This window comes from Amycolatopsis sp. CA-126428 (assembly GCF_002904335.1).
Lineage (GTDB): Bacteria > Actinomycetota > Actinomycetes > Mycobacteriales > Pseudonocardiaceae > Amycolatopsis.
Genome location: NZ_PPHF01000034.1, coordinates 129,094 through 141,979, shown reverse-complemented (window position 1 = coordinate 141,979; position 12,886 = coordinate 129,094). Strand labels below are relative to the sequence as shown.

Annotated in this window: 12 protein-coding genes; 7 read left to right on the top strand and 5 right to left on the bottom strand. The window is 70.2% G+C overall.

Going from position 1 to position 12,886, the window contains the following annotated elements:
• The first annotated feature begins 4 nt into the window (after positions 1 to 4).
• The 7 genes from C2L58_RS10525 to C2L58_RS51470 all read left to right on the top strand — a co-directional run bounded on the left by C2L58_RS10525 (position 5) and on the right by C2L58_RS51470 (position 7,515).
• On the top strand, positions 5 to 1,330 hold the full coding sequence (locus C2L58_RS10525) for a hypothetical protein (protein WP_103337361.1): 1,326 nt from the start codon (positions 5 to 7) through the stop codon (positions 1,328 to 1,330).
• Positions 1,331 to 1,337: 7 nt separating this feature from the next.
• Positions 1,338 to 2,282: a glycosyltransferase family 2 protein gene (locus C2L58_RS10520; RefSeq protein ID WP_103337360.1), complete on the top strand. Its 945-nt coding sequence runs from the start codon at positions 1,338 to 1,340 to the stop codon at positions 2,280 to 2,282.
• Entirely contained in the window at positions 2,279 to 3,463 is a 1,185-nt protein-coding gene (locus C2L58_RS10515; protein ID WP_103337359.1) for a polysaccharide pyruvyl transferase family protein, read from the top strand. Before C2L58_RS10520 ends, C2L58_RS10515 begins: the two co-directional genes overlap by 4 nt.
• Positions 3,460 to 4,008, top strand: coding sequence for a dTDP-4-dehydrorhamnose 3,5-epimerase (rfbC, locus tag C2L58_RS10510; protein WP_103337358.1), 549 nt, complete (start codon positions 3,460 to 3,462; stop codon positions 4,006 to 4,008). Before C2L58_RS10515 ends, rfbC begins: the two co-directional genes overlap by 4 nt.
• 8 nt (positions 4,009 to 4,016) lie before the next feature.
• Positions 4,017 to 5,333 (top strand): glutamate-1-semialdehyde 2,1-aminomutase, encoded by a 1,317-nt coding sequence (locus C2L58_RS10505; RefSeq protein WP_103337395.1) that lies wholly within the window; start codon positions 4,017 to 4,019, stop codon positions 5,331 to 5,333.
• Positions 5,334 to 5,426: 93 nt separating this feature from the next.
• Positions 5,427 to 6,908 (top strand): right-handed parallel beta-helix repeat-containing protein, encoded by a 1,482-nt coding sequence (locus tag C2L58_RS10500; RefSeq protein WP_233225663.1) that lies wholly within the window; start codon positions 5,427 to 5,429, stop codon positions 6,906 to 6,908.
• A gap of 196 nt (positions 6,909 to 7,104) precedes the next feature.
• Entirely contained in the window at positions 7,105 to 7,515 is a 411-nt protein-coding gene (locus tag C2L58_RS51470; RefSeq protein ID WP_103337357.1) for an HAD family hydrolase, read from the top strand.
• On the opposite strand, the gene C2L58_RS10490 is transcribed toward C2L58_RS51470, so the two are convergent.
• From C2L58_RS10490 to C2L58_RS10470, 5 genes are all read right to left on the bottom strand, one after another.
• Complete coding sequence (locus C2L58_RS10490) at positions 7,502 to 8,116, bottom strand: maleylpyruvate isomerase family mycothiol-dependent enzyme (protein ID WP_103337356.1); 615 nt, start codon at positions 8,114 to 8,116, stop codon at positions 7,502 to 7,504. The genes C2L58_RS51470 and C2L58_RS10490 overlap by 14 nt on opposite strands.
• A 139-nt stretch (positions 8,117 to 8,255) precedes the next feature.
• Entirely contained in the window at positions 8,256 to 8,903 is a 648-nt protein-coding gene (locus C2L58_RS10485; protein ID WP_103337355.1) for a phosphatase PAP2 family protein, read from the bottom strand.
• Positions 8,900 to 10,069, bottom strand: a complete 1,170-nt coding sequence (locus tag C2L58_RS10480; RefSeq protein WP_103337354.1) for a glycosyltransferase family 4 protein — start codon at positions 10,067 to 10,069, stop codon at positions 8,900 to 8,902. Before C2L58_RS10480 ends, C2L58_RS10485 begins: the two co-directional genes overlap by 4 nt.
• The gene (locus C2L58_RS10475) at positions 10,066 to 11,352 is read right to left on the bottom strand and encodes an O-antigen ligase domain-containing protein (RefSeq protein ID WP_369904173.1); all 1,287 of its coding nucleotides are present in this window, start codon (positions 11,350 to 11,352) and stop codon (positions 10,066 to 10,068) included. Before C2L58_RS10475 ends, C2L58_RS10480 begins: the two co-directional genes overlap by 4 nt.
• A 1-nt stretch (position 11,353) precedes the next feature.
• On the bottom strand, positions 11,354 to 12,880 hold the full coding sequence (locus C2L58_RS10470; RefSeq protein WP_103337353.1) for a right-handed parallel beta-helix repeat-containing protein: 1,527 nt from the start codon (positions 12,878 to 12,880) through the stop codon (positions 11,354 to 11,356).
• Between the last annotated feature and the right edge of the window lie 6 nt (positions 12,881 to 12,886).

Here is a 12,886-nt window from a genome sequence, read left to right as displayed (position 1 = left end):
CGACGTGGCCAACCATCGCCGTGTGCCGCGCTCGATCTTCCGGTCGGGCGCGGCGCGCGCGATGGCCGGACGGTTGAGCTGGGGCCTCGGCGACCAGGCCGTGTCCAGCCTGACCAACTTTGCCGTCGGGCTGTACGTGGCCCGCTCGCTCGGCACGTTCGCGTTCGGCATCTTCAGCCTCGCCTGGGTCACCTACGGCGTGGTGCTCAACATCTCCCGCGGCCTCGCCACCGACCCGCTGATGGTGCGGTTCAGCGCCGTGCCGGAGGACCGGTGGCGGTCGGGCGTGGCGAGCGCGTCCGGCACCGCGATCGGCGTCGGCTGCGTGACCGGCGTGGTCAGTCTCGTGGCCGGCCTGGCCGCGGGCGGCCCGCTCGGCAACGCGTTCGTCGCGCTCGCCGTCGTCCTGCCGGGCCTGCTCCTCCAGGACGCCTGGCGCTTCGCGTTCTTCGCGCGCGGCGCGGGCAAGAAGGCGTTCATCAACGACTGCGTGTGGGGCGTGGCGCTGCTCCCGGCGCTCTACGTCGCCGCGCAGATCCACACGGTGGTCGCGTTCGTGCTGGCCTGGGGCCTTTCCGGCGCCGTCGCGGCCCTCTACGGCGGGTTCCAGACCGGGATCCTCCCGCACCCGCGGGAGATGGCGGGCTGGCTCCGGACGCAGCGCGACCTCAGCGTCCGGTACCTCGTCGAGAACGTCAGCAACAGCGGCGCGTCGCAGCTGCGCGCGTACGGCCTCGGCGCCATCGCCGGGATCACCGCCGTCGGCGCGGTCCGCGGGGCCGAGCAGCTCCTCGGCCCGTTCCTGGCCCTGCTCATGGGGCTGTCCCTGGTCACCGTCGCCGAGGGCGCGCGGGTGCTTCAGCGGGCGCCGCACCGGCTGAAGCACTTCTGCGTGATCCTCGGCGGCGGGCAGGCCGCCGCCGCGCTGTGCTGGGGCCTCGGCCTGCTGCTCCTCGTGCCCGACAGCGCCGGCCGCTGGGTGATGGGCTCGGTGTGGGATTCGTCGTCCCCGCTGATCCTCCCGGTCACCCTCGCCGTGGTCGGCGCGAGCTTCGCCACCGGCGCCGCGGCCGGGCTCCGGGCGTTGGGCGCCGCCAAGCGGAGCCTGCGGTCGCAGCTGATCGCCTCCCTGTTCTACGTCACGTTCGGCATCACCGGCGCCTTCCTCGGTGATGCGGCCGGGTCCGCGTGGGGCGTCGCGACCGCGACGCTCAGCGGATCCGTCGTCTGGTGGCTGCAACTGCGGATGGGGCTGCGCGACTACGTGCCGCCGGGGGCCGACGAGCCCACCGTGGTGTTCGAGCCGATCAAAGAGCCGATCAAGGAATGAGGACTCCATGACCACCGTCCCGCGGCTGAGCCTCGGCCTCCCGGTGTACAACGGCGAGGAGTACCTCGCCGAGTCACTGGACGCCCTGCTCGGCCAGACCTTCGAAGACTTCGAGCTGATCATCTCGGACAACGCCTCCACCGACGGCACCGACGAGATCTGCCGCCGCTACGCCGAGAAGGACTCGCGGATCCGCTACGTCCGCCAGCCGAAGAACATCGGCGCGACGCCGAACCACAACTTCGTGTTCGACGTGTCCCGCACCGAGCTGTTCAAGTGGGTCTCCCACGACGACCTGTACGCCCGCGACCTGCTCAAGCGGTGCGTCGAGGCCCTCGACGAGCGCCCGGACGTCATCCTCGCCCACTGCGACCAGGCGATCATCGACGGCGACGGCCGCATCGTCCAGCCGCTCGAGTACACCCTGGACACCGGCTCCCGGCACGCGCCGGACCGCTTCCGCAGCATCCTGTTCGAGCCGGGCGGCGACGACTTCTACGGCGTCATCCGCGCCGACGTCCTCCGCCGCGTCAAGCCGCTCGACAGCTACCACCACGCCGACCGCACGTACTCGGCGGAGATGGCCCTGCACGGCCCGTTCTACCAGGTGCCCGAGCTGCTCTACTTCCGCCGCGACCACCCCGGCCGCGCGGAACGGGCCAACCCGACCATCCGGAGCCGGTGCGCGAATCTGGACCCGCGGCGCGCGAACCGGCTCCGGAATCCCACCGTCCGCCTGCTCGGCGAGTACATCTTCGGGTTCGCCGACCTGATCCGCCGCGCGCCGATCTCGGCCGCCGACAAGCGCGAATGCTTCGGCCACCTCGGCGCCTGGCTGACCAACCGGGCCCGCTCCGGCCACGGCGAGCGCGTCGAGGACCGCGCGCCGACCGCCTCCGACGTCGCCACGGTCAACGAGATCGTGGCCGGCCGGGAAGGCAGGCTCGCGTGAAGCGTGCCCCGCGCGTCGGCGTGTTCGGCCTGCTCGGCTCGGGGAACCTCGGCAACGACGGTTCCCTCGAAGCCGTGCTCGGCTACCTGCGCACCGAGTACCCGGACGCCGTGCTGAGTGCCCTGGTCGGCGGCCCGGAGCTCGTCCGCGAGCGGTACGGCCTCGACGCGACGCCCCTGCACTGGAACCAGTCCGAGTACGAGACGGCGTCCGGCCTGCGCTCGGTCGCCCTCAAGGGCTTCGGCAAGCTGGTCGACATCGCGCGGACCGCGGCCTGGGTCCGGAAGCAGGACGTCGTCATCGTGCCCGGCATGGGCGTGCTCGAAGCGACGCTTCCGCTGCGTCCCTGGGGTTTCCCGTATTCGCTCTTCCTCCTCTCCGCCACCGGCCGCCTCTTCGGCACCAAGGTGGCGCTCGTCTGCGTGGGTGCGAACCACATCAGCGCCCGGGCGACGCGGACGCTGGTCCGCTGGGCCGGCCGGCTCGCCGCCTACCGCTCCTACCGCGACGACATCTCGCGCGACGCCATGCGCGCCATGGGCGTCGACACGAGTGCCGACCAGGTCTATCCCGACCTCGCGTTCTCCCTCCCCACCCCGGCCGCCGGCGGCGAGCCGGGGACCGTCGGTGTTGGCGTGATGGCCTACTACGGCGGCAACGACGACCGCGCCGAGGCCGACCGCATCTACCGCCACTACGTGGACACGATGAACCGTTTCGTCGCGTGGCTCGTTGACCAGGACAGACCCGTCCGGCTGTTCATCGGCGACCGGATCGACCGGCAGGTCGTCGACGAGATCATCGAGAAGACCGCTTCCCCGCTGGTGACGGCGGCTTCGGCGGAGACCCTGGACGAGCTGATGCACGAGATGGCCGCGGTGGACAGCGTGGTGGCCACGCGCTACCACAACGTGCTCTGCGCCCTTAAGGTCGCGAAGCCGACCGTGGCGATCGGCTACGCGCCGAAGAACGACGTCCTCATGGCGGAGATGGGCCTCGACGGCTTCACCCAGCGGGCGAAGACCGTCGGCTTCGACCGGCTCGTCGAACAATTCACCGAACTGGAGAACCGTTCGGCAGAACTTCGCCAAACGCTCCTGGAACGGAACGAGATGAACGCGCAACGGCTCAAGGACCAGTTCGCCGCTCTTTCGGCGGCCCTCTTCGGGGGTGGGCGATGAAGGCCATTCCGGTGCCCGAGATCGACGGCGCGTATCTGTTCGAACCCACACCGCACGCGGACCAGCGCGGCTTCTTCAGCCGGACGTTCGACCGCGACGTCGTCGCGTCGGTGGGCATCGACCCGGACGGTTTCGTCCAGGACAGCCTTTCCCGCTCCCGCAAGGGGGTCGTCCGCGGGATGCACCTGCGCGGCGGCGCCGGCGAGGCGAAGCTGGTGCGGTGTTCGCACGGCGCCATCTTCGACGTCGTGGTGGATCTCCGACCGGATTCGCCGACATTCCGGAATGTGAAAACCTTCGAACTGTCCGGTGAGACGCAGGTATCCGTGTACATCCCCGCGGGGTGCGCGCACGGATTCCAGTCACTCACGGATCCCTCCGATGTTTCGTACCGTATCGATCGGGCACACGATCCTGAAGAAGACATTACGATTTCGTACAAAGACCCTGAATTGGACATTTCGTGGCCACTGTCGGTCACAATGGTCAGTGACCGGGACGAACGGGCGCCGTCTCTCGGAGAGGCGTTGAAACCAACGAGGTGAACCACGACATGGGAACGAACCTGCCCCTCTCCACGAAGGCGGACGAGCGGCTGCACCGGGTCATCCCGGGTGGCGCGCACACCTACGCCAAGGGCTCGGACCAGTATCCCGAAGGGATGGCCCCGGTCATCTCCCACGGCCGCGGCGGGCACGTCTGGGACGTCGACGGCAACGAGTACGTCGAGTACGGCGCGGGGCTGAGAGCGGTCAGCCTCGGCCACGCCCACCCTCGGGTCGTCGAAGCGGTGCGCGGCGAGCTGGAGAAGGGCAGCAACTTCATCCGGCCGTCGATCATCGAAGCCGAGGCCGCCGAGCGGTTCCTCGAGAACGTGCCGACGGCCGACATGGTGAAGTTCACCAAGAACGGCTCGGACGCGACGACCGCCGCGGTCCGGCTGGCCCGCGCCGCCACCGGCCGTAGGCTCGTCGCCAAGTGCGCCGACCACGCCTTCTTCTCGACCGACGACTGGTTCATCGGCACGACGCCGATGAACGCGGGCATCCCGGAGGAGACGACCGAAGCGGTCGTGTCCTTCCCGTACGGCGACCTGCAGGCCGCGGAGCAGCTGCTGCAGCGCCACGAGGGCGAGATCGCGTGCATGATCCTGGAGGCGGCCGCGGCGGTGGAACCGCCGCCGGGGTACCTGCAGGGCCTGCGCGAGCTCACCACCCGCCACGGCGTCGTCCTGATCTTCGACGAGATGATCACCGGCTTCCGGTGGTCCGCCCACGGCGCGCAGGGCCTCTACGGCGTCACGCCCGACCTCTCGACGTTCGGCAAGGCGCTCGGCAACGGCTTCGCGGTGTCGGCGCTGGCGGGCAAGCGGGAGCTGATGGAGATCGGCGGCCTGCGCACCGGCCGCGAGCGGGTGTTCCTGCTCTCGACCACGCACGGCGCGGAAACCCACTCGCTGGCCGCCGCGATGGCGGTCATGGACGTCTACCGGGACGAAGACGTCATCGGCCGCATGCACGCCCTCGGCGACCGGCTCGCCGCCGGCGTCCGCGAGGTGGCGGCCGGGATCGGCGTCGAGGACCACGTCGTCGTCCGCGGCCGGGCCAGCAACCTCGTCTTCGGCACGCTCGACGAGCAGGGCAACCCCTCGCAGCCGTACCGGACGCTGTTCCTGCGCGAGCTGATCAGCGGCGGGGTGCTCGGACCGTCCTTCGTGGTCAGTGCCGCGCTCACCGAGGCGGACATCGACAAGACCGTCGACGTCGTCGCCCAGGCCTGCACGGTGTACCGCAAGGCCCTCGACGCCAACGACCCGGCGCCGTGGATGGGCGGGCGCCCGGTGCAGCCCGTGTTCCGCAAATACGCCTGATCCCCGCACGGGCGGGCCGGATTCACCCATTGGGTCCGATGAGGACACTTGAGGGTGACTGTTTTCCGGCCCGTTCGTGCGTAACTTCCTGCCATGGGCAGATCTCGTGCGGTACTCGTCGCTGCTTGCTCGCTCCTGATCGCCGTGGCTTGCCCGGCGGTCGCGGGCGCCGCCGACGGGCCCGGTCCGGTGTGCGGGCACCAACCCGCCGGATACGGGCAACCACCGTCCGGAGCCGTCACCGTCGAGCCGTCCGTCGACGGTGACCTCGCGGCCAAGACAGCGGCGAACCCGGCAGGCACGACCTTCTGGCTCCGGCCCGGCACCCACACACTCGGCAAGGACGAGTTCGGCCAGGTCGTCCCCAAGGACGGCGACGTCTACCTCGGCGCGCCGGGCTCGGTCGTCGACGGCGGCGGCGTCAACCGGGCGGCCTTCACCCAGCGGGCCCGCAACGTGGAGATCCGCGGCCTGACCATCCGCGGGTTCGCCGCCCTGCAGGACCAGGGCGTGGTCAACCACGACTCCGGCGACGGCTGGCTCATCGAGAATACCACCATCGAGGACAACGCGGGCGCGGCGCTGATGGCCGGCGCCGGCCAGGTCGTGCGGCACAGCTGCCTGCGCGACAACGGCCAGTACGGGCTCAACGCCTACCAGGAGGGCGACGGCATCACCGGGCTGGTGCTGGAGGGTAACGAGATCACCGGCAACAACACCGGCGACTGGGAGGCCAAGGTGCCGGGCTGCGGGTGCAGCGGCGGCGCCAAGTTCTGGGCCGTGAACGGGGCCGACATCCGCGGCAACTGGGTCCACGGCAACCACGGCGCCGGGCTGTGGGCCGACACGAACAACAACGACTTCCTGGTCGAGGACAACCTGTTCGAGGCCAACGACGCCGAGGCGCTGTTCTACGAAACCAGCTACAACCTGGTGCTGCGCGGCAACACCTTCCGCGGCAACACCCTGGTCCAGGGCCGCGCGTTCGCGTCGCGCGGCGACAACTTCCCGGTGGCGACGGTGTACCTGTCGGAATCGGGTGGCGATCCGCGCGTGCGGGCCCGGACGTCGGCCGTCGACATCAGCGGGAACACGTTCGAGGACAACTGGGCCGGGATCACGTTGTGGGAGAACGCCGACCGCTTCTGCAACAGCCCGGCGAACACCTCGACGGGCTACTGCACCAAGGCGGCGGCAAAGTCTTCGTGCGCCGCGGGCACGATCGAGCAGGCCCCGGCGTACGACGACTGCCGCTGGAAGACGCAGCGGGTGGAGGTCCACGGGAACACCTTCCGCTTCGACGCCGGCCGCCTCGGCTGCACGAGCCTGTGCGGGCGGATGGCCCTGCTGTCGAACTTCGGTACGTTCCCGGATTGGTCGCCCTACAAGGGAACGGTGATCGAAGAGGCCATCACCTTCCGCCAGGCCAACCGGTGGCACGACAACTCCTACTCCGGGCCGTGGACTTTCGTGGCGCATGACACCTCCAAGACGGTCGACGCTGCGGGTTGGCAGGCAAAGCCCTACTCGCAGGACGAGTGCTCTTCGTTCGGCGGTGGGCCCGCCGGCTGCTGATCAAAGCTTGCCTGCGAGGTCCGACAGTTTTTGATCGACCGCGCGTCGCGGCTCTCGATTTCCCTTGTCACCAAAGGAAAATTTGCGAACGGAGAGTTTCGGACAGCGCCGGGTTCACCCTTTTCAGCGATGGCGTTCGCACGTTTGTTCGGTACCGTCGGAGACATGTCCCTCGCTCCCACCGCCCTCGATCGCGATGCGATCGACGTCGGCGAGTTCCTTATCCCCTACCTCCGCGATCACGGCTGCGTGCTGGATCGTGGCGAAATCGCCCGGCTGTACGAGAAATGCAGCCTCGGCACCTGTTCGTCCACGGACTTCTGGGCCACGGCCGGCGCTTCCGGCGCGCCTTCGCGAGCGCTTCGGGCTCAGCGAGTACATCACCGACTGGTTCGTCAGCGAAGACATCGGGGTGCGCAAGCCCGCTCCCGAAGCGTTCGCCACGCTGTCCCGGCGGCTCGACGTGATCCCCGAATGGATCCTGCTCATCGACGACCGGGAGGCGAACGTCGCCGCGGCCCGCACTGCCGGTCTTCAGGCCCTGCGGTTCAGCACCCCTCAATTGTCCACAACGGACCAGCTGAGACGGGAGCTCAGACCATGGTGAAGCGCGCGCTCGGCTCACCGCGAAGACGGCCGGCGGGCAGCCGCCGGTTACAGAGGACGAGCAACAGATCCTGGGCCGCCCCGATGAGTGGTGTGCCGGTGCCGTACGACCAGTCGAAGTCGTCGGCACGCAGGGCGACGCCGGTCAGATCGGCACCGAAGTACTTGACCTGCTTGGCCTTCATCGCGGCGAAGATGACCTCCAGGCGTTCCCGGGGAACCCGCCGTTCCAGCTGCAGGGCGGTCGTGATGTCCAGACCGTGGATCACATCGTGGCTCAAAGCGCCCTCCGCGCCCCCGCCCGGCGGCCGCCACGGGTGGTCGGCGTTGTCCCGCAGCGAGGCGACCAATGCCTCGCGGGAAAGCTCGGCCGCCTCCCGGCGGGCGACGCGGTCGGCCATGGCGTTGAAGCGTCCGCCGGACTTCGCCAGTTCCCGCACGAACCGGCCGGTCGAGAACCGGAACGGCATGGTCATGTGGGCCACCACCTCGGCAACGCGCCAGCCGGCGCACAAGCTCGGCGTCACCCACGCGGACGGCGGCAGTTCCTCGAGGAGTGCGGCCAGTTCCCGCCGTTCGGCGGCGATCAGCTCCTGGGTCATGGGGGTCTCCTTCACAGGTCGGTCACCCCACCGACGAACGACCCCGCCGGGCACCGACACCACCCGGCAACCAGCCGGAGACGCCGTCTCCTCGCCCGGTGACCCGGTCACGACACCGGCAGACCGACCCGGCCGGTGCTCAGAGCCGGTCGGCGACGCGGTCCAGCACCCACGCGGTCCCCGGGACCGCCGCGAGCGCGGCGCAGAACCCCCCGGCAGCATCCGTCGGGTAGTGCGCGCCCAAAGCCACCTCGGCCCACCCCATCGCGACGCCGGCGACCAAGGCCAGCCCCAGCACGAGAGCCACCGCGGCCGCACGCCCGAGCGCCAGCCGGTCGGTGAGCAACAGCCCGATGACCAGCGCGAGCGCCGTCGCCATGGCCGTGTGCCCGCTCGGGTACGAGAGGAACTCGCCGTGGATGGTCCGGCCGACCAGCGGCTTCAGCACCGTTGTCACCGCCACCGTGACCACGACGCCCAGCACCGTCAGCACCGCGGTCCGGACCCGGTGGACCAGCCAGCACACCCCCGCAAGGAGCGCGACCAGGATCACCGACCCCACCGGCTCGCCACCGAAGTCGAAGACCAGGGCGACGTACCGCCACGGCGGCTGGACCCCGTCGATCGACGGCAGGAGCACGGCGTCGATGCCGGTCAAACCCGAGTCGTGGAAGTGGAGGATGCCGAGCGCGACCAGGACCGCTGTGGCCAGGGCAGCCGACATCGCCAGCGGAGCGCGCAGCACGGCCGGCAGGGCCGCGGGCGCCGTCCGGACCAGCTGCCTCACGCCTCGATCGCCGCCTCGTACCCGGCGATCAAGCGGTCCAGGCCGACAGCGGGCGTGAAGTCCTTCTCGTACCGGACACGGGCCGCGTCGCCCATGTCGCCATTGCGGTCGCCGACGACCGCGCGAAGGCGGTCCGCGAGCGAGGCCTCGTCGTTGGGCACGTGCAGGAGACCCGTGACACCGTCGTCGACCAGCTCGGGGAACGCGCCGTGCGCCGCCGCGACCGTCGGTACGCCGGCGGCCATCGCCTCGACCACCACCAGGCCGAAGGCCTCCAGCCACGTCGACGGCGCGACCACCGCGATCGCGTCGGCGGTCAACGCACGGCACTCCGCCTTGTTCTGGAGGCCGACGTACGAGACGTCGGGGCGGCCGGCGGCCCAGGCCGCGACCTCGTCCTGCATCGGGCCGGTGCCCGCGATGACCAGCGGCACGCCCAGGGCGCCGCCGAGACGCTCCCACGCCCGCATCAGCAGGCCGACCCCCTTCTCCTCGGTCACGCGGCCGAGGAACAGCACGTGCTTGCCGGCGCCGGTGCGGCGGACACCAGGGTCGGTGACGAAGTTGTGCTTCACCGCCATCCGCTCGCCGGGCATTCCGGCCGACACCAGGAGGTCACGTTGAGCAGCCGAAATGCAGAAGAACCGGGAAACGCCCGTCCACCACCGGCGCCGGTTCGCGACCATGCTCGCCGCCATCGGGAGCGTGGCCGCGCTCGAACCGCGGTAGCAGCCGTGCTTCACCGCCGGCAGCGGTGAGCCGCCGACGCACTCGGTGCAGATGTGGCCGTCGCGGTGGAGCGTGCCGGGAGGGCAGACCATCGTGTAGTTGTGCAGCGTCGCGACCGCGGGCACCCCCGCGTCCGCGCACGCGGCGACCACCGACGGCGACAGCAGCGGGAACGTGTTGTGGATGTGCACGACGTCCGGGCGCCAGGCCCGCAGCCGGGCCGCGAGCTCCTTCCGCACCGCCGGGTTCCACGGCACCATCAGCGGCACCGCGGCCTTGCGGGGCAGCGGCATCGCCGCGATGTCGTCGCTGCGGCGTTCGAACAACGACACCTGGTGGCCGCCCTCGGCGAGCAGCGTCACCTCGGCGTCGACGACGTTGTTCTCGCCGCTCGGCTGCTCGGACCGGTACCGGTTGTGCACCACGAGCACCTTCACGCGCCTGCACCTCGCACGTCTGCCCCCTTCGCCGGGATGAATGCCTGTTCGTCGGACTGCGGCACCCCGCGGACCAGCAGCGACGCGGCGACCGCCAAGTGCAGCAGGTACGGCGACGCGTCGCCGAGCCCCGCTTCGGTGTAGGAGGCCGAAATGCAATAGGTGATCAAGAAGATCGCGCACGCGCGAGCCAGAGACGGTGGCCGCAGCACGGCCACCACGACCAACGTGAGGAGGAACCCCGCCACCAGCGCGATCCCGACGAACCCCTGCTCGTGGTAGATGGCGAGCCAGCTGTTGTCGATCGGGAGGCCGTCGTAGGACTTGTCGGTGAGTCCGACCCCGAAGATGTACTCCGCCGTCGATCGCGGGGCCTCCAGCAGGGCGTCCCACACCTTGGCGCGGCCGGTCAGGCTGGAGAAGTTGTCCGCGCTCTGGCCGCGGAGGAACCACGTCTGCAACGCACCCGCGAGCACCACGCCCGCGACCCCGCCGACACCGACCGTCCACGCGAACACCTTCCGGGCACGGGCGCTGGTCAGCACCATCGACAGGAAGGCCACCGCGAGGCCGGCGACGAGGCCGAGCGTCGCCGTGCGGGTGTGCGTGAGCATCAACAGCCCCAGCACCGGCACCACGATCACCAGCGCGCTGCGCCAGGTCGTGCGGCGCCCGAACCAGAGGAGGAGCGTGAGCCCGGCGATGACGGCCGCGTACTGGCCGATCTGCGGTGGGGTCAGCGGCCAGATCGCGCCCGAAAGCCGGCCGCCGTACTCCTCCGGCATCGCGTTGCCGGGCGAGATCACCAGGCCGACCGCGACCGACGCGAGCACGACCGCGTACGTGCGGATGTGGTACCGGACGAAGTTGAAGCTGCCGTCCCACCAGCGGGTAAGCAGCCAGAGCGTGGAGATGAACACCGTGAGCCGGAAGCAGCGGAACAACGCGCCGAGGCCCTCCTGCAGGTCGGCGCTGGAGAGGATGCTCGTCGCCAGCAGCGCCGTCAGCAGCAGCAGGTACGCGCTCGGGCGGATCCGCAGGTGCTTGTTCAGCGCCAGCGCGATCACGAACGCCGTCATCAGCGAACCCATGGTGACCAGCTGGCTGACCGACCGCGGGAGCGGGAGGACCGTCTTCGCGCCGGTCGAGCCGAGCGTGTTGAGGATCAGCAGCGCCCACGCCACGCCCGCCCACTTCGGCGTCGAGGATGCGGGTTCGAGTGCGGCGTCGCCGCGGAGGCCGGCCAATCCCGTCTGCCCCGTCTGCCCTGTCTGCGCCGTCATGTCAGCCCCCGCCCTGCGCGATGAAGGTGCTCCCGCTGTCCTGCGAGTACGGCGCGCCTTCCCATTCGCCGATCTCGAGGACGCGGTCGGCCGAGTGGGCGATGAACGTCCACGGGCCGGCGTAGCTGTTGTCGTGCCAGCGGTTGTCCTGCTTGAACGTGATCGATTCCTGGACGTCGTCACCGCGGTACGGCGACCAGTCCGGGTAGCTGCCGAAGTTCGACAGCAGGCCCATCCGGCCGCAGGAGGCCTGGCAGCCCACGACCGCCGGGTCGAGGACGAACTTGTTGTCGTGGATGTCGACGTGCTGGGTCTTCCAGCGGCAGTCGGCCAGGAGCGGGCCGCTGGTGATCGCCGGGGCCGCGCACTGCTTGACGGCCGGCACCAGCCGGGTGCAGTCGCCCGAGGAGGTGTTGGCCGGGCTGTTGCAGAACCGGTCGGCGTTCTCCCACAGCGTGATCCCGGACCAGTTGTTCTCCAGGTAGTTGCGGGAGATCTCGATCTTCGCGGTGCGGGCCTTGATCCGCGGCTCGCCGCCGGACTCGGAGATGTAGACCGCCGACGTCGGGAAGTTGTCGCTCTTGTCGGCGTACCGGCGGCCGTCGGCCCAGTTGTTCTTGCGGATCGTGTTGTCCCGGATGACGGCGTTGTAGCTGATCTCGTAGATCAGCGCGGCGCTGTCGTTGTTCTCGATGAGGTTGCCCTCGATGAGGAAGTCGTTGTTGTTCGTGTCGGCCCACAGCCCGGTGCCGTGGTTGTCGTGCACCCAGTTGCCGCGCACGTCGGCCCCGTCGACGTCCCAGAACTTGACTCCGCCGCTGCAGCCGCAGCCGTCGATCTTCGCTTCCCAGTCGCCGGTGTTGTTGCCGGCGATCTCGTTGCCCTCGACGACGAGAGCGGTGATCGGCGTGCCGCCGGAGTAGGCGTTCATCCCGTACTGGCCGTTGCGGCGCAGGCAGTTGCCGCGCACCTGCTGGCGCGCGCCCGCCATGAGGCCGGCGCCGTCGTTGTCCTGGATGGTCGAGTGCTCGATCAGCCAGCCGTCGCCGGAGTCGTGGTTGACCACGCCTTCGTCGCGCGGCGCGGCGAAGCCCTGCACGGTCAGGTAGGTGATCTTGACGTCGCCCGCGTGGCCGGTGAAGGCGTACTGGTTGATCTTCCGGCCGTCGACGACGGCGCCGGGAGCACCGATGTAGACGTCGCCGTCCTTGGGGGACACCTGGTCGTACTTGTCGTCGCCGAGGATGTGCTTGCCGGGCTTGAGCCAGAAGGTGGTGCCCGCCCCGGCCGAGCGTGTCTTCGCCGCCAGGTCCCCCGGCACGGCGGGATCGACGACGACGGCCCCCGCCGGCGCGGCGGCCGGTCCCGCAGGCTGCTTGTCACACACGGCGGCGACCGACCCGCTGGGGGCCGCGGTGGCCTGGGCCGGACCACCGTCGGTGTCGGGGCCACCCGAGCACGCCGCGACCGTGAGCAGGAAACCGAGCAGCGGAGCTGCACGGCCGAGTCGGAAGCGGCGGGCTGTCACGGGCGG

Coding starts and splice junctions, on each gene's coding strand:
- C2L58_RS51470 (WP_103337357.1), top strand. CDS start 7,105: ATGCGATCGACGTCGGCGAGTTCCTTATCCCCTACCTCCGCGATCACG.
- C2L58_RS10475 (WP_369904173.1), bottom strand. CDS start 11,352: ATGACGGCGCAGACAGGGCAGACGGGGCAGACGGGATTGGCCGGCCTC.
- rfbC (WP_103337358.1), top strand. CDS start 3,460: ATGAAGGCCATTCCGGTGCCCGAGATCGACGGCGCGTATCTGTTCGAA.
- C2L58_RS10500 (WP_233225663.1), top strand. CDS start 5,427: ATGGGCAGATCTCGTGCGGTACTCGTCGCTGCTTGCTCGCTCCTGATC.
- C2L58_RS10505 (WP_103337395.1), top strand. CDS start 4,017: ATGGGAACGAACCTGCCCCTCTCCACGAAGGCGGACGAGCGGCTGCAC.
- C2L58_RS10520 (WP_103337360.1), top strand. CDS start 1,338: ATGACCACCGTCCCGCGGCTGAGCCTCGGCCTCCCGGTGTACAACGGC.
- C2L58_RS10490 (WP_103337356.1), bottom strand. CDS start 8,116: ATGACCCAGGAGCTGATCGCCGCCGAACGGCGGGAACTGGCCGCACTC.